A 21,172-nucleotide genomic window follows, 5' to 3' on the forward strand; every position below is an offset into this window, starting at 1 on the left:
TTGTGAAATGGATGTGAAATGTGTTTCACATGCTTCAATTAAAGATTATTGAGAAACCATTACAGTTTTTACGTTAAGATAAAAATTAAATTAAAATAGCAAAATTAGTAAAATTGACAGATACTTAAGTAACACGTTTCGTTATTTACATAGCGAGTTTTACTAAAGCGTGTTGATATTGGAGCTGTAAAAATAAACAGCAAAGTTCAACACGCTCTAAATAAATATCACAAAATAATAGCCACTTTTCATTAATCGAGTTACACATTTATTAGTAAGGATCACTAAAGTTTAAAGGAGCATATTGCCGCGGTGAAAAAAACATCATTGATACAAGATGAAAATTTATCATTTAAAATAAGCTATCAGTTATTACCTCAAGAATATCAATGCTTAGACCTTTACTTCTCAATACCTGATGAAATGGGCATAAGCGCCAGCACGCTCAGTGAAGAAAGTTACTTTTATAGTAGTATTAAAGCGCACTGCGCATATTATTCAGATCAAATTCATTTACCCTTGGTACATAGCCGTTTTATCAGCAAGCAAAAAGGTGAACAAAGTGATTATCGCAGCAATTTAAATTTATTTTCTTATCAATTAAGAATGGCCTTAGATGCTGATTTAAAACAAACATTGCAAAATGAATCGACTGATGACTTTTATCAAAGCGCTACTGAATTAGCCGAGCAAACTCAAAATTTATTGAAAAAACTACGACGTTACACGCCATCAGATCCTAAGCTCAGCTCATATTTTGATAATGTTGATAACTATTTAAGTTGGTATGTTGAACAGTCATTCTTAAACTTGCTAGCAAATGGCCCTAAAAGTAGTGAAAAATCTGAACAAAGGGAAAGTTTGTTTGAGTTATGTCGACAAGAAAACGCTTATCGTATTGAGCATGAATATAACTCACAAGTCACGCTGGACGATCCTAATCGTATTACTAATAAAATGCGACTGTTACAGCGCTTAAGCGAATATGGCGTTGTTTTTCAAAAGAAAACCTATCATTTAAATATTAATTTAAAGCGTGTTGTACGCGGTACGGTTACTGCGGTCATTATGGCTTTTGTTATGACCATCATACTGAATGCACGATCGGCATTTACCGAAGTGTCCGTTGTATTGATTGCTTTGCTTGGTTTTATCTACGGACTAAGAGAAACATTTAAAGAAGATATAACACGTATTATTTGGCGTAAAATTCAGCGGGGAAGAGCCAAATGGCAGCATATCTTTAGTAATAGCGTCACTCATACCAAAATTTGTTCGCAAACCATATGGCTTGAATATATTCGTAAAAAACATTTGCCGAAAAATGTTTCACAACAATTACAAAAAAGGCGTCAGCAAAATAAACAAGCAGCACAACTGCTTCATTTTCGTTGTGTATCAAAAGTTTTATCAAAAGAGTTTCTGCCAGGCTATGACGAAATACAGAATCAAATACTGTTTAATTTAACGCCCTTTGTTCGCTACCTTAAAAAAGGCGAAGGACGATTGTATTCGCTTGACGGCAGTAAAATTTCTAATCAAGGGGTTGAACGTCGTTATCAAATGACATTGGTTTTAGTGCAAAGCAATAAGAAAAGTGAAGAGTACATACAGCGTTTCAAAATAACAATTAACCGCTCTAAAATTATCAATATAGAACCGATGAAAGCTGTACAAAATTTTGATTTGAATAAGGATGCCTGAAAACTTAAGGCTCTTTCTAGCTATATCACCTGCGGTGTTAAAGAACAACTAAAGGGCTACTGAATTTTACCAATGGGCATTAATTCACTAACCCCTTGGTTTCTTATATCATTCGTGCACTTTAATTTTTGCTTTATTAAAACCAACGACAACGCTATAAACGCCAAACAAAGTATTACAAAAGCAGGCAAGTCAGGTAGATTAAGCGCGTTGCTATACAGTGATAAAGTTTGTACTAAAGTGACCAAGGCAAATTCCAAAGTAATTTAAAAGCAACTAGTAAGCATCTAAGTTATTGGTATCGATTTAACGGGATTGTTCAACTTTAATACAGCTTTTTCTATACCTTCCTGGTTCCATAAAGATTCACAATAAACAAGGTGAGAGCTCTTTATTGGATTCAATGGTGTTTTAGTATTATCAATCAAACTATTTTCATAAAGAGACAGAGTGTTCTCATCATTATTAGTCCATTTTTCCTTATATTTTTGCTTAGTCAGTTGTAGTGTCTCAATCGCATATCGGTGGTTGCCTAATTCATAATATGCTTTAGCTTTATATAGATACAATAAGTAACTAGGCTTGGCTTTTTCAGCGACATTGACGGCTTCTTGCCATTGGCCTAAATGCAATAATTCTTCAGCTTTTGATGTGTTTGCGTATTTCACTGAATCTACATAGCCTAGCTTCTGGTATCGTTTAATTGCATTATTTATGTAGCCCAATGCTTTTTCGTGTTGCTCTAACTCGGAGTAGGCCCATCCCAGAAGATAATAGCTATCAGCAGTTGTCGAGCCACTTTTTATCTTAGCAAAATCGTTAATTGTTTCGTTAAAGCCTTTAATGGCTTGTTGTAAGGCTTTGACATTGATTCCATTTCCCCGGTCAATACCTTGATCTAGTGATGCAAAAGCGCTTAAAAACGAATTAATTTGTAATTTTTTAGGCGCGTTAATTTGATTTAATAAATGTTGCGCTTCAGCCAAGTATTTATATGACCATTGCCCCTTATGCAGTTGTATATAGAAGTAACCGTGATAATTTAGCGTATCGATGAGTTCAATAAGGTTACCTGTATTCTTGAATATTTCCTGTGCTTTGTTTAATGCGTTTATTCTTGTCGGAATATCAAAATAGTAGTTTTGTCCAATGGCTAAATTAGTTCGGCCGATGCCAGTTTGGTCGCCAAGCTGCTGATAATAGTTTAGTGCTTGTGATAACTTTTCTTTATTACGCCTTAAATTAATGTCGGGATCTATTTCTAAATGTTTATTACTTGGACTTCCTAAGTAATACAATGAATCAGCTTCATTTTGCAGTGACTTGTACGGTTGGCTAAGTTTATCTGCTTGTAACAGTAATAACTGATGTTCTTTACTTTTCCCGGTATGGCGCATTAAGTCCGATTTTGTTCTTAAAAGTTCAGCTTCTTTGTAGGGCAATTGGACTTTATTGGCGATGATTAAACCTTCTTCTATTAAATGATTTGCTTTGTGATATTGGTTTTTTTGTATCATTAAACTGGCTAAGCCGTTATATGTCCCAATGATTAAATATGGATCATCAACATTGTTAATATCTTTAAGCAATTGTTGATATAGTTTTTCAGAACGTTGCCAGTCTCCTAATGTATAAAATGTCTCTGCAAGTTTTAATTTTACTAAATTGTTATTTGGCTCATGTAATGATGAAGCTTCGAAATACTTGATGGCTAAATGAGCACCTTTACCACGCATAGCTTGGATGCCTTTGGCATAATCTTGCTCTGCGTCACTGTTGGTAAAGTACGAATTATCTACTGTTGGTAGTTTTTTTTCTTTATAAATAATATTTGATATTTGGCTTACTAATGAGGGTAAAGAAGAGGGGAGATTCGGGTATTTAATACTACCGCTAATTACTTCGCCATTTTTGTAGTGAATACGGTAATTAAACCTTAAATTATTACCATCTCGGCTTATTGTTGCAGTGATTGCTAATTTGGCGTTTAACTCATTTATTATTTGAGAAATATTGTTTTTATCTAATGTGTGTATGCTTACGTTATTTTGTGCGAGTATGCCTTGAGTTATATAGGTGGGTACCATGGAAGCCTTAGTTATTTTTCCCAGTCCTTCTATGAACATATCGGAGTAACCGAGTTCAAGCCACTGAAAATTTTCGCTGCCAGTGTCATTTTTAAATGGTAGAACCACAATTTTCTCTTTGCTTTCTTGGGGGGGATTTTCAACCGGTTCAAAAAGATATTGTGTGAAAACTGCAATGAGTAAAATGAAGATAACTGGAACTGTGTATATCAACTTAAAGGTATGTTTTTTTAAGGGCTTTTCTGAAGCTGTGTCGTTATCGTTTTCAATATTAGCTTTTGAAGCGACCTCTTCAACATCATTATAAATCCATTCATAACCTTTCATATGTACAGTTCGGATGAATTTAGGTGCCTTAGAAGTTTCACCTAAAAGTTTTCTTATTTCACGAATGCTTTGTAATAGTGAGTTTTCTCTATAGTCAGCTTGGATCCATATGGCTTGCAACAATTCTTCTTTATTTACAACTCTGTCTTTATTTTCTATTAAGTAGCAAAGTACGTCAGCCACTTTTTTACGCAGATAAACACTTTTTACCGGGCTTATAAGTTCTCGAGTATCGGTGTTATAGGTAAATTCTGAAAATGTGTATATAGCCATAATTAAGATTAAAGCGCATAAAGAGCGAGTACTCTAACATTTTTTTTATAATACACTATTTGATCTGATTCATTTTATAAAATTTTAGCTAAATATCATGTCAATTTCATAAGTTTTATCTTTACATTCATCATAATTTTCTCACCAAAATTGATAAATGAAAGGTGGGAAGTCATGGAGTTTATAGAAAGCCTTATACAAAGTTACTTATCTACGGGAGAGTTATCTTTTGTTGCAATAGCCCTTGTATTTTTTGCTGGAGTGCTGACAAGTGCTACTCCATGTGTTTATCCAATGATCCCTATTACCGTAGGTATTTTTGGTTATGAATCTAAAAACAAGGCGAACAATAAGTTAGGTCCTGTTTTTTATATAGGTGGTTTGGCTGTAATTTATGGTGGTTTGGGGGTGTTTGCTGCGTCTACAGGAAAGTTATTTGGCGAGATATCAACGAGCCCGTTTGGTTATATTTTGATCGCTAACTTGTGTCTCATTTTTGCAGCTTGGATGATGGGATGGGTGAATTTTCCTAACTTTACTGTCGCACAGAACGTACAAAACCGGTTTAGTCATCCATATATACGTCTATTTCTTATGGGGGGAGCATCTGGTTTAGTTGCCGCCCCTTGTACTGCCCCCGTCTTAGGTATGTTGCTGTTATATATTGCGTCTAAAGGCGATATTGTATATGGCGCAATCTTAATGATTTCTTTTGCCTATGGTTTAGGTGCATTGTTATTGCTCTTGGCGTTTTCTTCACAATGGTTCTCTCGCTTGCCTAAACCCGGCCCCTGGATGAAGTACAACAAATATCTAATGAGCTTAATCATGTTATTGAGCGCAGAATACTTTTTAGTTGAAGCAAGTAAATTACTCTTTTGAGGAAAAAATATGAAAAAAACTATTTTATTAGTTGGTTTAATTGTTTGTCTTAGCAGCCACGCACATGTGACAGAGAAGACAAATGCTCAGCATGACGCCTCTGTGTATTCTGGCGTTATAGCACCGAAACCTATCACTCAATATAAAAACAATGAAAACATAGTATTTAAAATTCTGTTAGAAAAAAGGAATTATGAAGCTGCATCATTTGAGCTGGCTGAAATAACGATACCACCAGGAATTAATGTACCAGGACATACGCACAATTCTGATGAATACATATATGTGCTTAGCGGTGAACTGGAGCATAAAATTGGTAATAAAAGCGTTATTTTAAAAGCTGGTGATATAGGTATAGCACCTAAGCATATTAAGGTTTCACATCGGGCGATATCTGATACAGAAGTGAAGACTCTGGTTATTTGGACACCAACGGGAGAAGCGGAGTATTGGCAAAAAATTCTAAGTACAAGTATGAAAAAGTAATTAATTTTTAGGAGGTCGTCATGAGTTTATCATCCTTAATCACTAACAAAATAAGTGCAATAGCAAGTTTAATATTAATAGTGCTTTCATTAAATGTAACAGTATTTGCCCAAGAAGGGACTAATACCGGAGATATCGCGCCAAAATTTAATGTGACCACATTAGCTGGGGAATTCGTCAATAGCGTGTTACTGAAAGATAAAAAACCTATCTATTTAAAATTTTGGGCAACTTGGTGTAGCTACTGCAAAGAAGAGATGCCTCATTTACAAAAAATATTTGATCGATATGGTCACAATATTGAAGTGGTTGCTATCAATATAGGCATGAATGATTCAATTAAACGCATTGGGCGTTTTTTTGAAAAGTACCAATATAACTTACCCGTTGTTTTTGATGAAAAAGGGGAATTAGTTGAAAAGTTCATGATCAGAGGTACACCGCAACATATCTTGATCGATGAACAAGGAAAAATAGTGCATCGTTCTGCTCTTATCACTGACGACTTGCATAATAAAATTGTGCAACTTTCAAATAAATAATCTTAGGAGGGCATATGAATCAATTAGTTAAAGTGTTTTTTATGTTAGCACTATTAGTGTGTTCGTCTTTAATCAGTATCGAAAGTAGAGCGTTAACTATCGACACTAAAGCGCCATTGTTAAATACCAAAGCTATTAATGGTACTGAACTTAATAGCACCAAATTATTAACCACTAAGCCAATTTATTTAGTGTTTTTTGACCCATACAATGCACAAATATTAAAACAGTCTCAATTACTTTTTAAAAAATACTCAAAAAGTATGACTTTTATAGCGCTTGCCCCCGGAATTAATAACAATACAGGAATTACCCAGTGGGCTGCTTCAGATAAAGGTGTCGAATTTCCGGTCGTATTTGATAAAGACAACAAAATATTTAGAGCCTTTGATGCCTGGGATCAACCAACTCAAATACTTATAGGCCAAGGCGGTAAGGTTAAGTTTTATAGTCAAAGCCCATCAGCAGATGTTCAGCCTGCAATAGAGTCACTATTAATGGGAGTCCAATAAAGATGAAAACTTATTTTAAATTATTAGGAACCTTTCTAATGTTTTTTTGGTTTACTTATAGTGCTAACGCTTATAATCAAATGTCTATTACATCTGATATATCAGCAGAAACTTTATCTGGAGCTCCCATATCTTACAAAATGAATGCCCTAGATAAACCGTTATTGATTTTGTTTTCAGATAGCTTATGCCCATTTCATCATTTGCCTAACTGTGAAGCTAAAATTGAAAAGTTTAAACAAGTGGCCCAATTATTTGATACCAAGGTTAATTTTTTGCAAGTAGTAAAAGGGTATTATGTAACCCAAAATGATGTAATTAACTACAATAAGAAATTTAATATAAAAGTTTCGACTATTTGGGATACGGAGAATAAACTGTTTAAGTTATATAATGTATTTTCTAATCCTTACGCTATTCTAATAAATAAAAGTGGCAAAATAACATACCGCAAAGATGACTTTATTGGAGAGTTAGCAAAGGAAATAGGACATTTAGCGGAAGAAAAGGCTAGCAATATACATAGGTAGCAAAAAGGAGAATAAGATGTGAAACGCTTTATTATAAAAATAAGCAAAATTAGCATTTTTATTTTTCTGATACTTACCCATACTCAAGTAAATGCAGAGGCCAAGGTGATCACCTTGGCTTCTCAAACATTAGCTTCCCCAATCGCTAGTTGGCCTGAATTTCATCGAGAAATAGTCAAAGCAGCGTTTAATGCAAGTGGATATAAAGTAGAGTTTGTTTATATGCCCTGGTCAAGGGCTCTTAAGGAAGTTCAAAAAAGTACTTTTGATGGGGCTTTCGCTGTTTGGTATACCCATGAGCGAAATGAACAGTTTTTATTATCATCACCTTATCTAACTGAAGATCTCGTTTTTATAAAGTCTAAGGCTAATGAGATTTCATATGATGGAGATTTATCAAAATTAAGAGATGTTACTATAGGCGTGGTGACGGGATGGACCATTTCGCCAGAGTTTGATTCGGCCAGTTATTTAAACAAATATCAAGTGACATCAACTGAGCAACTATTTGAAATGCTAAAGCAAGGTAGAATAGACTTGGTGGCGACAAGTTTACAAATGTATAAAGGGTTCAATGACAAAAACCAAAAAGATACATTTAAAAAATATATAAATGAGTTTGATGTCTTAGCTAATAAATTAGGTAGTTTGTCCTCACATGTTGCATTTCCCAAATCATCTCCCAAAAGTAACTTATTTAAAAAATCATTCGAGCAAGGCTTAAAAAAAATATTTTTGAATAAAAAACTTGCCAAAATTGAACAGAAGTTTGGGTATAAAACCGGACTCCCTTGCTACTGAACGACCTCTTTCAGTAACTTGTTTAACAGCCTGGATCTTAAATTCTTCTGGAAATCTTTTGGCGCTCATTCATCCTCCTAATACACAAAGTTTACTACTTATATGTGTCTAGGAAAATCTGGTCATTTCAATATACCTCGATAAACATTGTGGATATAGCAATTTACACCAAATTTCTTTCTAACTGATTTACCCTATTTTGTAGCCTTGTTATCTGAATTTTCATTGTGCTTATCTCTTCTGTAAGTCGGTGGATCTCAATCACTTCATCGATTAGGTAATCGGTTGTACTCATTGACATCAACTCTAGTAACTTTTGGGCTTTGGTTTTCAAGTTTTGCCATTTTTGTTTGTTAAACATGTCTATTCTCACTAAGTGGTCGATTAATTAAAAATAATATGAAAGCTCAATGTTAATGAAGCTGTCATTTTTATAGGCAGAAACAACTTCTTGAGGATCTTCTTCAATGAACCATTGACCTTCGATGGTTAGTTTCCAGCTTTCGCTTATCCGGGATTCAAATTCTGCTCTTACAGTGCTTAAGCCTTTATCTCTATCAACATAAGCACCAATGAGAGCAGATGTATTGTCAAAATCATTGAGCGCTATCCGGCTGCCAATGAAAATATCGTTATTAAATACGGTTGGATAAACGCTTTTATCTCGGTGATCTTTTAGTTTCTCTATTAACAGTCCTACATCAATGTCTGAGTCTTTTAGTTGATAAAAGGTATACTCAAATCCTGCAACATAGGCTGAAAAGGTCTTTCCCTGACCTTCTCTTAAAATACCTTCGAACTTCAACAGTAGCGCCTCATCCGTGTATTGTAAGTCAAGCCCTAATTGATTGATGTTGGAGTAGAATGCAGTATATTCATTGTTAGCATATAAAATGCTGGGCTCTCTGTTTATACCGTTAAAGTAATGAACACCTAAGTCGAAATCACCGATAAAGTGTGAATAGCGAAGCGCTAACTCGGGGCGCCATTGTTCACTGTTGCTTTGATAACGAGCATGGTTAATTGTTGTCACGTTACTTCTTAAACGTCCCTGTGACTCTGGTAGTGCTCGTTCTCGAAACCCCGTCATGATGATAAAACTAAACTCGCCTATATCTAGTTGTTTATTGGCTTGTAGCATAAATTGACCAAGAAAGGATTCTTCAGTTACATCTTCATGAGCATCAATCTGATTAATGATATTTACTAGATGTCTTGATTCTGTGACTCCCCAAAATACTTGATTTATACCTAGCGTTAGATGTAAATCGTTGTCACTGTATTTTAAATATGCTTCTTTTAGGTCAAATTTGTTTCGATCATTATCTCTACTATCCAAGCGTAAGGACGGCATGACTTGAATTTTGCAATCTTGATTGCAGGCGAGCCAATTTAATTCTGGCTCTGCAGATATGGAGATTTGATTACCTTCAAGTTGACTTGCCCAAGCCGCTGGCTCGGGAAAGTACCTAGAGTTTATCGAAATCGAGCCAGTTATGTTCAACTCATTATGGTCATTAGTAACTTGTGTCGCAGCTAGCGGTAAGCTAGCTGTTATCGAAATGAAAGATACTAAGAATATTTGCGGTAAAAGTTTCATCGTGTTCACCTTTAAGTTAAAGCCTTTTTAAGGTTCCTTTGACAAAGTCTCCTTCATTAAGTCCGACATCAAAGGTGAAGTCTGAAAATATTAGGTCGGTACTTTTATGTGTTTGCTCATTGGTCATGGTTATAAGCAATGCTCGCCAAAACTTGTTGTTGTACAGCTTGTAGTTGCTTAGCTTCTGAGTCTTAAGTAATTGACCTTTCCTATCGTAGTACTCTATTTTTATCGGTTGAGAATTTGCTTGACTCACCCAGCCAATCTGCTTGGTATAGCCTGAATTTTTATAAAGCGGATAACGTTCTATCACATCACAAGTACTCTCACCGCAGGGCTCAGCTTTTAACCATTTGTATTGATACTTATTCAGCTCTTGCCCGGTAATATCTTCAAAGGAGAATTCAGAACCGACAAAAGGTCCTGATTTATTCTTCGAGGATATGCGTTTTGTTCTTTTTAACGCGGGTAAGTAGAGCCATTGGTTGTCAGGTTCTAATATTTTTGCGTGTGATAATAATGCCGTGCCATTAACATCGGCAGGTTTTGAAAAAATAATCAAACTTTTATCACCGACACTTTCATCTGGCATTTCAAATGTCCAAATTTCCAATGTTCTGGCCGATTCATTGCCAGATGCATTTCTTAACACCATATTCAGCTTTACTTGACTGCTAGCAAAACCACGATCACTTCTGTCGGACTTTTTAGCAATTTCATAGCCTTTTTGTTGGGCATCAATAGCATGAGCATTTGTAATGACAAGCATGAATACGCAAATTAACGATAAGCAACTAGGCAGCTTGTTGAGTAAGAATGTTTTCATGATCTTCTCCTGATGTTTGTGTATTTGGACGGGTTAATAAAATAGAAGGCAATAGGAAGAAATCGACGATCAACGCTACCAAAATGGCAAGTGACGTTAAAATTCCCATTTCTGCGGTAATTTTGAAAGAGGACAGCGCAAGTACACTAAAGCCTATCGTTAAAATAATGGCATTGGCTGCTACTGCTGTACCTACAGTATGATATGCATAACGCACCGCATCTTCGGTTGTTAATTTTTGCTCTGTTAACGCCCTTAAGTACTTAGTAAGTAAATGCACAGTGTTATCAACAATAATGCCGAGTGAAGTAGCGGATACCGTTGCTGCGGCCATGCCTACTTGGCCAACAAGTAAGCTCCAGAGTCCAAATGTAATAATTAACGGGGCGATATTAGGGATAAGACTTAGCAATCCGTAGCGAATACTCTGTAGCGTAAACATCATGATTATTGCTATTAAGCACACGGCGACTAGATTGCCACCTATCATGTCAATAATGTTGCGCTCAGAAATAAAGGAAAATAGGTAGGTTGCTCCCGTTGCATAACCTTGATTTTGGCGATTGTTTGCTTGCCACCAATTATCAATTTCTGTTAAAAAATGACGGGTTTCTTTCGTGGTTATATCGTCTAGAGTGATAGTGACACGTGTTGATGACTTATCAATATCAATACGATCATTAGTGTCTAAACCAAATGGCAATGACATTTCATATAACAGTAAATATTGAGCAGCTAACTCTCGATTATCCGTTAGTCGATAATATGCTTGGTTATCGCCATGCATATTTTTATTCAGACGCTTTATAATGTCGCTGTAGGAGTATACATGTCTTACTTGATGTTGTTCTCTTAACCACTGAGTAAATTGCGCTAAGCGGTGTAAATATTCAGGCTCACTGATGCCACCTGCTTTACCAGAAGGGACTGAATATTCTAATAGGTACAAACCGGTTAAATTATCTCTGGCAAATTCAGCATCACCTCTAAATTCAACACGATGATCAAAATATTCTATCCATTGATCATCTAAGTTAATCATCGGGATCGCGCTTAATAATGCGATGGTAACCAATGTTGAAATGACCAAGGTTTTCTTTGTATGTTTGATAACAAACTCTGTTACCTTCATTACTAACTGTTGTAGTAATGAGTTGTTTTGCTGTTTATGTTGAGCAGACTTTTTAACCGTCAATGGTAAAAGGGTTAACATGACTGGAAACAGTGTCAAAGAGAGCAACCATGCCGTCGCAATACCGACAGCGGAAATGTTTCCTAACACGTTAAATGGTGGCGCATCCGAAAAATTTAGGGCGAGAAAACCAATAATAGTGGTTAAACTGGTTATCGATACGGCAAGAAAATTGACTTTAATGCTTTCTGTTACGGCGGCAATTTTGTTGTCGCCATACTTAAGGCGTTGCATTACTGTCATTAGGATATGGATAGAGTCAGCAATAGCTAAGGTTAGAATAACTACTGGCGCACTGCCTGAAAATGGAGATACGGTTAAGCCTGTCCAACCAGCAACCCCCATTGCAACCATAGTAGCTAAGTTGATGACTATCACAGTAGCTATTGTTGCTGAAATGCTTCTAAATATTAGCCAAGTAATAAAAACCAGCAGTAAAAACATGGGACCGAATAAGGTTTTTGCATCAGTTACGGTCGCTTCTGCAAATGCACCATTTAATGCTGATACGCCGGTAATGGCAAAATCAATATTCGGGTTGTCTGATTTAAATTTGTTAACGAGCTCTCTGGTATAGTTAAGTGATTCAGGTACTTCAGATAACTTAATATTGGGGTACTGGAGGGTAATATTGATCCCTGTAGCTTTTTTATCTAATGCGATCAAACGTCCTTTTAATAAGGGTTCTGATAACGCAATGTTAATACGTTTGGTGAGCTCATTTGCTGAAAGCTCTTTAGCACTTTCAATAAGATTTTCTACGATTAGTTCATCTTCTTGTGCAAAAGTGTGCTGAAAGTTGGTGAGGGAGTCGACCCTGCTCGCGTATGGAATAGACCAAGACTCTTGGGTTAGTGCCTCAACAACTGACATCACTGAAGCATTATCTATCTCGCCTTCTTTAGGTTTTATTACGATAAGAAAATTATCATTTTTGCTATAGGTCGCTTCAAACTGCTCGAATTTTTTTAGATCAGGGTTATTATCACTAAAAAATACACGATAGTTATTTGAAACGTCTAATTTGGTTATGCCAGCTGTTAATACCGCGCATAAAGAAAGTGAAATAATAATGGTGAGCCACCGGTATTTCAAAATCACTTCAGCCCAATAGAGGGCAAACCGATCGACCCTGTTGCTTGAGCCTGTCTTAAATATTTGTAAACTCATTTTATCACCTGCCAGTTTGTTAAAAGCTTTTTCGATATCACAGCAAGTTAGTGGTTATCGTCATATTACGGACTACACGTTAATGCTTTAGTTAGTGCCATAACGTTTGTTACAACATCGATCGAATAAGCGCTTCGTTGATTTGAGTTACAGTGTGATTTAGGAAGGAAAAATTAAATAGTACAATAAATGTACTGCACCTTTTATTAGGATTTATTGCTGATCTTTGACAGTGTTTAGAGCTGTAAGTGTGTTAAACAGGTGTGACTTTATTGCTATAGGCAGAGTCGTTAACCAAACGGATAACGGAAACATATATTGAGTGGCGATAGTCAGTAAAGCTGGTGCTAGCGAGCAGCTTTAATATCTGCGTAGTAATTTGTCCCCAGCCAATTGATCATATTTTGTCTTAAGTAGTCGTTTCCCGAGGCTTTTAAGTGGCCAGCTCGCATCTCTTTCATTAAGGTAGTATCCCCCATCCAAATTTCAGCGAGAGTTTTTAATTTGGTCGATATCACTAAGTCGACATCATAACCTTGATCCTTCAAACAAACATCTACGTCGTCATTTGATATTACCAGCCAAAAGTTCCTAAATTTAGAAGTGAAGTTAGTAAAGACAAATTGTATTACCGTGCGAGGGTGTTTAAAAACACTGGTGTCGATATTTCTATGGATATCCCACATTAACATGGAAGGATCTAAATCTTTTTCTGATAAATCACTTCTCACCCATTTATGTCCCCAGGCACCCATCTGCATTATTACTGGCATTAACTCATGGCCAGCCTCGGAAAGATGGTAACTAACATGACTTTGTTGTTCTTTTCTTAACACGATTCCGTGATGTTCCAAAGATTTCAATCGGGTGGATAACAATGTGGGTGAAATAAGCGGCATACCTTTTCTTAAGTCATTAAAACTATTACTGCCCATATGAAGTTCACGAATGATCAAATGTGTCCATCTTTCTCCCAACACTTCTGAAGCCTTAGCGATAGGGCAAAACTGTCCATAACCTTTCATTTTTCACACCTTATGTTGTTACCTTTTATCAATATAGATAATAACACTTGTTATAACTAGTACATTTTCTGTAGTTAATTGTTAAAAAAATTCAGAGTCAGAGAAACACTGAATTTTTCAGATTAGTACATTTATTGTACTAGTTTACTTTGAGTCTAAAGCGCAAAGTATTTACTTAAGACAACCACCAATGAAATGAGGTAAGTGAATATGGACTCGAATGTAGTTAAAAATACATCTGCCATTGATGTGTTAAAAGCGAAACACAAATTAACGTGGGAAGAAGGTAACTATGCTTATTTTGCAAAATTCATGGAAGCAGGAGCATTGGAAATTCTCAATCAATGGCAATTAGGAGAAAACACATCATTACTGGATATTGGATGTGGCGCTGGCCAAACAGCGATCCCAGCAGCCAGAAAAGGTCACAAGGTGACTGGAATTGATATTGCAGAAAATACCATAGCGATTGCTCGCCAAAGAGCAAACAAGGAGCAACTTGATGTGATATTCGATATTGGTGACGCGGAGTTATTGCCCTATGAAAATGAGAGCTTTGATAATGTTATTTCAATGTTCGGTGCCATGTTTGCTCCTCGCCCAGAAAGAGTCGTACAAGAGTTTTTTAGGGTACTAAAACCTGGGGGCAAGTTGTTTATGGTTAATTGGCGAGACAATAGCCTGCCAGCTCGTATGTTTAAGCGACTTTCTCAGCTTGCTCCTGCAAATCAAAAAATTGAGTCTCCTTTGTTGTGGGGAGATGAAAAAACAGTAATAAAGCGGCTACATGGCTATTTTAATGATATCAAGTTGACTCATGGTGTTTATTCACAATGGGCGTTTCCTGGGTCACCATCAGACGTTGTCAGTATCTTTAAAGAGTTTTTTGGCCCTGTTCGTAAAGCATTTAGTCAAATAGAAGATGATAAAGCACAGCAACTGCAAGCAGATATTGAAACGATGTTTATTGAAAATTGCCAGCAGCAAAACGATGTCACCACGATTATCGGTGGTCATTATTTACAGATTATTGCGACTAAGCAGTAGCATTGGTTTACAGCGAGGATAATTGAGGTAAGACGATGGTTTTATATGAGACCTTTAAGCAAATTTATCAAAGAGCTTGTCAAAGAAAAGGTGGCGAACAAACGCTTTTAACTATGTTGAGTCAGCCGTTACCGCCCGAAAAAATTGCTTCATTGTCAGATGCAGATATTTTATCTGCGCTGACAAAGGCAATATTCCAGGCTGGGTTTAATTGGCAACAAATTAATGACAAATGGCCGCACTTTGAAGTTGCCTTTTTAAACTTTGATTTGGCTGAGTTACAACATAAAGATGAGCTATGGTATGCCCGTTTACAGCAAAACACGCAAATTGTTAGAAATAGCAAAAAGATTTTAGCCGTTAAACAAAACGTTAAATTAATTGCTGATTTGAGTGAGAAGTATGGCTCTAGTGCCGTTTTTATTGCTAACTGGCCAGGTGATGAAATTATTGGTTTGTGGCAATACTTAAAACAACATGGTAGTAGGCTAGGCGGTATTACAGGAGCTCGGGCTCTTAGAACGCTCGGTAAGGATACTTTTATTCTTTCCCCTGATGTTGAAGGCTACCTTGCTGAGCATCAAATCATTACCGGAAATATTGCTAGTCAATCTAATCAACAAAAAGCCCAGTCGTTTTTCAATGAGCTTAAAGCGCAAAGTAATTTCTCGCTGCAAGCACTTAGTCAACTTGTTGCCTTATCTTATGAAGGGGATGGTTGAGATCAATAATACAGAATGAAATGTTTAATCTAAATTTTTTAATGTAATGAGACACAAATTAATGAGGACGAGTTAAATGCAAACAACATATTTTTATCTTGCTGCGAGCGGCATATTAACCGTAGTTTTATGGGCACCTTATATTGTTAATCGCTTATTAGAATGGGGGATTGCTGATTTTATAAGAAACTACCGAGATGATTTTCCCGCATCAATGCAAGTAAAATCTACTTGGGCGACGCGGGCGCAAAGAGCTCACTTAAACCTTGTTGAAACCTTACCTGCTTTTGTTGCTGTTATTGTGGCGGCGAGCTTTAATTCCAATGTGAATGTTGAATACGTTAACTTATGGGCGACAATTTTCTTCTATGCTCGCGTTTGTCATGCGTTGGTTTATATTTTGGGGACTGCTTATATTCGTACTCCTATATACCTTATTTCATGGCTGTCGGTCATAATAATTGGCTGTGAGACTATCTTTTAATAGTTGATAATGTTTGAAAGGATAGGAGAGCATCGTTTATATGTTGTCCTATTTTTAACGATATAAATGTTATTTATTTATATAAATCATTACGCTTTTAATTTATGGCCGTGAGGTTTGTAGGTAAATTTAAAACAAGAGAAGCCGTGGGTGTAGTGGTAGCTTAAATTTTTTAATTGTAGCTAAGCCAATTTTTTATTTGTAAAAATATGGGAACATTATTCAGCTATTATAAACAATGAAAATTGCTTGTTTTTCCCGTATAATCCGCGCACTTTAAATTTTGCTTTATTTTTAACCAAGGTAGCTAATGACTGTAGAACATTTTGACCCGCAAAACCCTGCAAATCCAACAACAACGATGGAAACTCCGAGTAAAGTATTACAGGAACAAGCAAATCAGGTGGATCACAGTCAAACTAAAGGTTCACGTATAGGTTTTGTCTCGCTTGGTTGCCCGAAAAACCTGGTGGATTCTGAGCGTATTTTAACGCAGCTTCGCACCGAAGGTTATGACGTTGTGCCAAGTTATGACGATGCGGATATGGTGATCGTTAATACCTGTGGCTTTATCGATTCAGCGGTGCAGGAATCTTTAGATACTATAGGTGAAGCGTTAGCAGAAAACGGCAAGGTGCTAGTGACCGGCTGTTTAGGGGCGAAAAAAGATGAAATTATTGAACTTCACCCTAATGTTTTAGGGGTGACTGGCCCGCATGCTTATGATGAAGTGTTAACACAAGTGCATGAGCATTTGGAAAAACCCAAACATAATCCGTTTATTGATTTAATTCCTGATCAAGGCGTTAAGCTGACACCAAAGCATTTTGCCTATTTGAAAATATCAGAAGGCTGTAACCATCGCTGTACTTTCTGCATTATTCCGTCGATGCGCGGTGATCTGGATTCTCGTCCAATTGGCGATGTCTTAGGGGAAGCAAAACGTTTGGCAAATGCTGGCGTGAAAGAATTATTAGTGATCTCGCAAGACACCTCTGCTTATGGCGTCGATGTGAAGCATAAGCTTGATTTTTACGAAGGTATGCCAGTAAAAACGCATATGCAGCAGCTATGTGAAGAACTAGCTAAGCAAGGCGTTTGGGTGCGTTTGCATTATGTGTATCCTTATCCACACGTCGATCATATCATTCCGTTAATGGCTGAAGGTAAAATTCTGCCGTATCTGGATATTCCGTTTCAACATGCCAATAAACGTATTTTGAAATTAATGAAACGTCCGGGCAGTTCAGAACGCGTATTGGAACGAATTAAAAAATGGCGGGAGATTTGTCCAGAATTAGTCATTCGCTCAACCTTTATCGTCGGTTTTCCTGGTGAAACAGAAGAGGAATTTGAAGAATTACTCGAGTTCTTGCGTCAAGCGCAACTTGACCGTGTTGGTTGTTTTAAATACTCACCGGTTGAGGGCGCAACGGCAAATGACTTGCCTGATCATGTCTCAGAAGAAGTGATGGAAGACAGGTTACAGCGTTTTATGGCGGTACAAGCTGAAATTAGCGCACAAAAATTACAGGACAGAATAGGACAAGAATATTTGATCCTCGTTGATGAAGTCAATGAGCTAGGTATTGTTGGACGCTCATACATGGATGCGCCAGAAATAGACGGTAAGGTTTATCTATCTGATGACTATGATGCTGAACCTGGTGATCAACTTTGGGTACAAATTATTCATGCCGACGAGCACGATGTTTGGGGTGTTAGGGTAGAAGATTAATTGTTATGAAGTTCAGGTGGGAAACGCCCAAATGTAGGGGATTTGTCACCTGAACGCATTAGTCCAATTGTAGGATCTAGAGACTAGCTGATAAGCTTTACTTCCTCGCGGGTGTCAGGCTCTGTGGCGGTTTGTTTGCTCAACAACCACAGCAAGAGCACATAAGTCAGGGCTATAGTGGCAAAAGCCCATTGCCAATTTAATAACGAAAAAATCACCGCCCCTGTTGCTATGCCGACAATGCCACCGAGTTTGATCGCGCTATGACTGATGCCTACTTGTTTACCTATCGCTTTTATGCCGCCTTGCGCACTAAGCTGGGCTGATAATAAAGGTAAGATTGCCGCCAGACAGATTCCCCAAAAGAAACGCAAAATTAAAGCAGGATAAAAGCTGTTGATTTGGCTTTGTAATAGCATGAGTAGTAAGGATAAAAGACAAACCCCTTGTAAAAAATTTCGTTTATCTTGTCCATTTTTTAGCTTATCAAAGTAATAACCGCTAAAAGGAGCCGCAATTAAAATGCCTAAACCTGTTGCTGAATATAGGATGCCGATCATCATGCTGCCTTGGCCTAATATTGTCTCAGCATATAAGGCATAAAAGCTTTGTGGCATTCGCTTTGCGATCTGAGCTAAGCAGATTGCAGCCAGCAGTACTAGTGGCGGCCATAAAATATTAGCCTGATTGACTTCGGGGGAGTTTTTGCTGGTTTTTTGCAGGGATTGTTTTTTATTGTCTTCAGGTAATAAGCAGTATAAGGTTAAAAAAAGCATGAGGAATATTATCGCTGAACGGGCAAATAACCCCGTCATTTCCATGTGCTCTAACCAGTACCCGCCAGCTAAAGGTCCGAGTAATGAACCTGCTGCCGTGGCGGCCTGAATTCGACTAAAAATCTGACCTCGATGTTGAAACGGACTCATTTTTGCGGCATAACTTTGAGATGCTGCAATAGTGCCAGCGGTTAAGCCTTGTCCAAACCTAACCAGTAAAATTAATATCGGATCGGTAATGTAAACTAATAGCAGTTGGCTAAACCCCAAAGCAAATAAGGCACGTAGCAGCATAAGTTTGTGGCCATATTTGTCACCAAGTTTCCCCCAAAATGGCGCACTAAACATGGCAGCAACTAAAGGTAAAATATAGGCTAATCCACCTAATATGCTGGCCCACTGGCTGCTAATTTCTGCTAAGTAGGTGTGGTTTAATTGTTTAAAATAAAGCGGCCAAAACGGGCCGCTCATTTCCATGGTGGCTATGGTTAATAATTGCACTAACCATAAAAAATGTAAGCGCATCCGCCAATGTTGCAATAACATGTTTATACCTTAGCTAGTGGATTATCGACTGAGAAATATAGATAACTGTCAGCCGCTTGCAAACGCATGCGCATTAATGCTTTCATTGGCCATGGCGCATTTAAAAAGGCATTAATTTCCTGTGCTAGCCAGTCATTGTCCAGTTGATATACAAGACTTGAGGCAAGGTCATCAATCGCTGTTCTAACAATAAGCCAAGCTTGGGCTTGGTCTCGTTGATAATGACAGGATAATGATTTGATAAACTCCCCCAGTTGACTGATAAACATCGCATGAACTAATCGATTTCGAGCCTGCGCCGGATCGTCTGTTTGTAATCGGTTGTCATGATGAAATTCCAGCGCTGAATCCGTAGTGGCAAACTGGGGTAAATATACCCTAAATGCGCCAAAATCACGGGTTAGGCTACGTTTAATTTCTCCTTGTTGATCACAGACTAATACCGTGTTTTGCTGATGGACTTCTAATCCTATGCCTGTATGTAAATAAAAGGCTAACGGTCCATGACATAGTACTTTGCTGTATTGGGCTAATAGCGTCATTGCTGCGGACCAATCGTCATTACCTTGGTGTTGCAAAATGCTTAACCATAATGGTTGGTTTTGTGGATCTCGGGCAACTAGGCTGGCAGCTGGGATCATTATTTCGCCATTTTTAGCTAATTGGCAGGCGTTTTGTCGGCAAATATAAGCTAAATGGCTGGCGATATTGTCATCAACTGTATTGGGGGACTGATAATGCACACCAATTTCTTCGGCTTGTAGTGAAAAATGCTCAGCAACGTGTGGCAGTTTTTGTAATAGCTGCTGCATTAATCTGGAGAATCTCGGTCCCATATGGGCTGAACGGGTGGATAACAAACGTTGAGCACTGGTCATTTTAATGGCTACTGGAACTTTGAGACAAGGCGCGTTATCTGCCAGTGGCAACATGCTACGAAAACTTAATGCAGGTAAAGTATCAATGGTGATCTGTTCAAATAAGACTAATTTCTGTTGTTGCAGTTCATCACTAAATAAGTAGGGTACAGAGTGTTTTGCTTGCCATGGATGAATAGGGATTGGTAAATAGTCCTGTATGTTAAGCCCCTGCTTTACAAGTTGTTGCTGCCAAGCTTGCATTTGTTGTGGGAAATATTTCTGCCAGTAGTGAAAAATTTCGTCTTGGGTGATTGCTTCTCCTTTAGTAACGCTATCGGCGGACAGATGATCTGTTCGCAGTGCAGCCAAAATGAGTTTAACGCGAGCATTAAAGTCAGGTGAATACGCTAATATTTGAGTGAGATTTAACCCCGGTTTGCTACGATCCGTAGGATGTGACGGGTGTCCAATTGCCGCCCACTGCTCTAATAACGCATAAGCATTCGAGCGGTGAAGTTGAGAGATATAGTGCCAGAAATTTTGCTTATTTGGCGTTAGTTGTTGACCCCATATTATTCGGTAGGCCGAGGCGAGGGCGGTATTAAACCATGTTTGCTGTAAATCTAGGCTAAATTCTTCTAATTTTTCGCTGTCAAATAGCTCAGTTAGTGGTGATATTAACTCGATACAGGAAACGGCTTGCATCTGATCTACACGGCATAGTCGTCGCATGCTGAGCACTTCACCATTGCTCGCACATCTTAGCCCATCGATGCGCCAAGTATGTTGTTGTAACTCAGGTTTTGGCAATATTAGTAAATTGCCATCTAATTGCATGATTTTTTCGCGCATTAACGAGTTTATCAGTTTGATGATGACTTGTTGGTGGGCAGATTCAAACTGCTCCATAACTAATGATGAATGCAAGCCCACAGTAGACAACGCATATTGCTGATCCGCTTGCTCTAAAAAGTCACTAAACGCCTGTTTGTGTTGCGGTAAGGATTTTGCACAATAATCTAGAGTCAACATAGCTACATCC

The 21,172-nt window shown here is 37.5% G+C and carries 18 protein-coding genes and 1 pseudogene; 11 read left to right on the top strand and 8 right to left on the bottom strand.

All coding sequences use genetic code 11. The features are described from left to right. The first annotated feature begins 312 nt into the window (after positions 1–312). A complete protein-coding gene (locus QQK06_RS16395) occupies positions 313–1,704 on the top strand; it encodes a hypothetical protein (RefSeq protein WP_284245869.1) in 1,392 nt (463 codons plus the stop codon). Between the two features lie 287 nt (positions 1,705–1,991). On the opposite strand, the gene QQK06_RS16400 is transcribed toward QQK06_RS16395, so the two are convergent. After that, positions 1,992–4,391, bottom strand: coding sequence for a winged helix-turn-helix domain-containing protein (locus QQK06_RS16400; RefSeq protein ID WP_284245870.1), 2,400 nt, complete (start codon positions 4,389–4,391; stop codon positions 1,992–1,994). A 174-nt stretch (positions 4,392–4,565) separates the two neighbouring features. Between QQK06_RS16400 and QQK06_RS16405 the strand changes: the two genes are divergently transcribed. The 6 genes from QQK06_RS16405 to QQK06_RS16430 all read left to right on the top strand — a co-directional run bounded on the left by QQK06_RS16405 (position 4,566) and on the right by QQK06_RS16430 (position 8,144). Then, positions 4,566–5,273: a cytochrome c biogenesis protein CcdA gene (locus QQK06_RS16405; RefSeq protein ID WP_284245871.1), complete on the top strand. Its 708-nt coding sequence runs from the start codon at positions 4,566–4,568 to the stop codon at positions 5,271–5,273. 9 nt (positions 5,274–5,282) lie between these two features. Beyond that, on the top strand, positions 5,283–5,759 hold the full coding sequence (locus QQK06_RS16410; RefSeq protein ID WP_284245872.1) for a cupin domain-containing protein: 477 nt from the start codon (positions 5,283–5,285) through the stop codon (positions 5,757–5,759). Positions 5,760–5,779: 20 nt separating this feature from the next. After that, positions 5,780–6,301 carry a TlpA family protein disulfide reductase gene (locus QQK06_RS16415; protein ID WP_284245873.1) on the top strand — a complete coding sequence of 174 codons (522 nt, stop codon included), beginning with the start codon at positions 5,780–5,782 and terminating at the stop codon, positions 6,299–6,301. A gap of 14 nt (positions 6,302–6,315) precedes the next feature. Beyond that, positions 6,316–6,813, top strand: a complete 498-nt coding sequence (locus QQK06_RS16420; protein WP_284245874.1) for a thioredoxin domain-containing protein — start codon at positions 6,316–6,318, stop codon at positions 6,811–6,813. Between the two features lie 2 nt (positions 6,814–6,815). Beyond that, positions 6,816–7,343 (top strand): peroxiredoxin family protein, encoded by a 528-nt coding sequence (locus tag QQK06_RS16425; RefSeq protein WP_284245875.1) that lies wholly within the window; start codon positions 6,816–6,818, stop codon positions 7,341–7,343. A 222-nt stretch (positions 7,344–7,565) separates the two neighbouring features. Continuing rightward, positions 7,566–8,144 carry a substrate-binding periplasmic protein gene (locus QQK06_RS16430; RefSeq protein ID WP_431313665.1) on the top strand — a complete coding sequence of 193 codons (579 nt, stop codon included), beginning with the start codon at positions 7,566–7,568 and terminating at the stop codon, positions 8,142–8,144. Here the strand turns inward: QQK06_RS16430 and QQK06_RS19745 are convergent. The 5 genes and pseudogenes from QQK06_RS19745 to QQK06_RS16450 all read right to left on the bottom strand — a co-directional run. Next, positions 8,133–8,213 (bottom strand): annotated as a pseudogene (locus tag QQK06_RS19745) (transposase); the annotation flags it as partial. The gene QQK06_RS16430 and the pseudogene QQK06_RS19745 overlap by 12 nt on opposite strands. 319 nt (positions 8,214–8,532) lie before the next feature. Continuing rightward, the gene (locus tag QQK06_RS16435) at positions 8,533–9,744 is read right to left on the bottom strand and encodes a hypothetical protein (RefSeq protein WP_284245877.1); all 1,212 of its coding nucleotides are present in this window, start codon (positions 9,742–9,744) and stop codon (positions 8,533–8,535) included. A 16-nt stretch (positions 9,745–9,760) separates the two neighbouring features. After that, positions 9,761–10,570, bottom strand: a complete 810-nt coding sequence (locus QQK06_RS16440; protein ID WP_284245878.1) for an outer membrane lipoprotein-sorting protein — start codon at positions 10,568–10,570, stop codon at positions 9,761–9,763. Further along, complete coding sequence (locus QQK06_RS16445) at positions 10,539–12,932, bottom strand: efflux RND transporter permease subunit (RefSeq protein WP_284245879.1); 2,394 nt, start codon at positions 12,930–12,932, stop codon at positions 10,539–10,541. Before QQK06_RS16445 ends, QQK06_RS16440 begins: the two co-directional genes overlap by 32 nt. 347 nt (positions 12,933–13,279) lie before the next feature. Beyond that, the gene (locus QQK06_RS16450) at positions 13,280–13,957 is read right to left on the bottom strand and encodes a winged helix-turn-helix transcriptional regulator (RefSeq protein WP_284245880.1); all 678 of its coding nucleotides are present in this window, start codon (positions 13,955–13,957) and stop codon (positions 13,280–13,282) included. A 210-nt stretch (positions 13,958–14,167) separates the two neighbouring features. Between QQK06_RS16450 and QQK06_RS16455 the strand changes: the two genes are divergently transcribed. From QQK06_RS16455 to rimO, 4 genes are all read left to right on the top strand, one after another. Beyond that, positions 14,168–15,004, top strand: a complete 837-nt coding sequence (locus QQK06_RS16455) for a class I SAM-dependent methyltransferase (protein ID WP_284245881.1) — start codon at positions 14,168–14,170, stop codon at positions 15,002–15,004. 35 nt (positions 15,005–15,039) lie between these two features. Continuing rightward, positions 15,040–15,726, top strand: a complete 687-nt coding sequence (locus tag QQK06_RS16460; RefSeq protein ID WP_284245882.1) for a DNA-3-methyladenine glycosylase I — start codon at positions 15,040–15,042, stop codon at positions 15,724–15,726. A 76-nt stretch (positions 15,727–15,802) separates the two neighbouring features. Continuing rightward, positions 15,803–16,210: an MAPEG family protein gene (locus tag QQK06_RS16465; protein ID WP_284245883.1), complete on the top strand. Its 408-nt coding sequence runs from the start codon at positions 15,803–15,805 to the stop codon at positions 16,208–16,210. Between the two features lie 310 nt (positions 16,211–16,520). Beyond that, positions 16,521–17,948, top strand: coding sequence for a 30S ribosomal protein S12 methylthiotransferase RimO (gene rimO / locus QQK06_RS16470; protein WP_284245884.1), 1,428 nt, complete (start codon positions 16,521–16,523; stop codon positions 17,946–17,948). A gap of 83 nt (positions 17,949–18,031) precedes the next feature. Here rimO and QQK06_RS16475 read toward each other — a convergent pair whose 3' ends face one another. Then, positions 18,032–19,270: an MFS transporter gene (locus QQK06_RS16475; RefSeq protein WP_284245885.1), complete on the bottom strand. Its 1,239-nt coding sequence runs from the start codon at positions 19,268–19,270 to the stop codon at positions 18,032–18,034. Positions 19,271–19,272: 2 nt separating this feature from the next. After that, positions 19,273–21,162, bottom strand: coding sequence for an IucA/IucC family protein (locus tag QQK06_RS16480; protein ID WP_284245886.1), 1,890 nt, complete (start codon positions 21,160–21,162; stop codon positions 19,273–19,275). Positions 21,163–21,172 lie beyond the last annotated feature (10 nt).

It is taken from the genome of Thalassotalea insulae, assembly GCF_030161395.1.
Taxonomy (GTDB): domain Bacteria; phylum Pseudomonadota; class Gammaproteobacteria; order Enterobacterales; family Alteromonadaceae; genus Thalassotalea_E; species Thalassotalea_E insulae.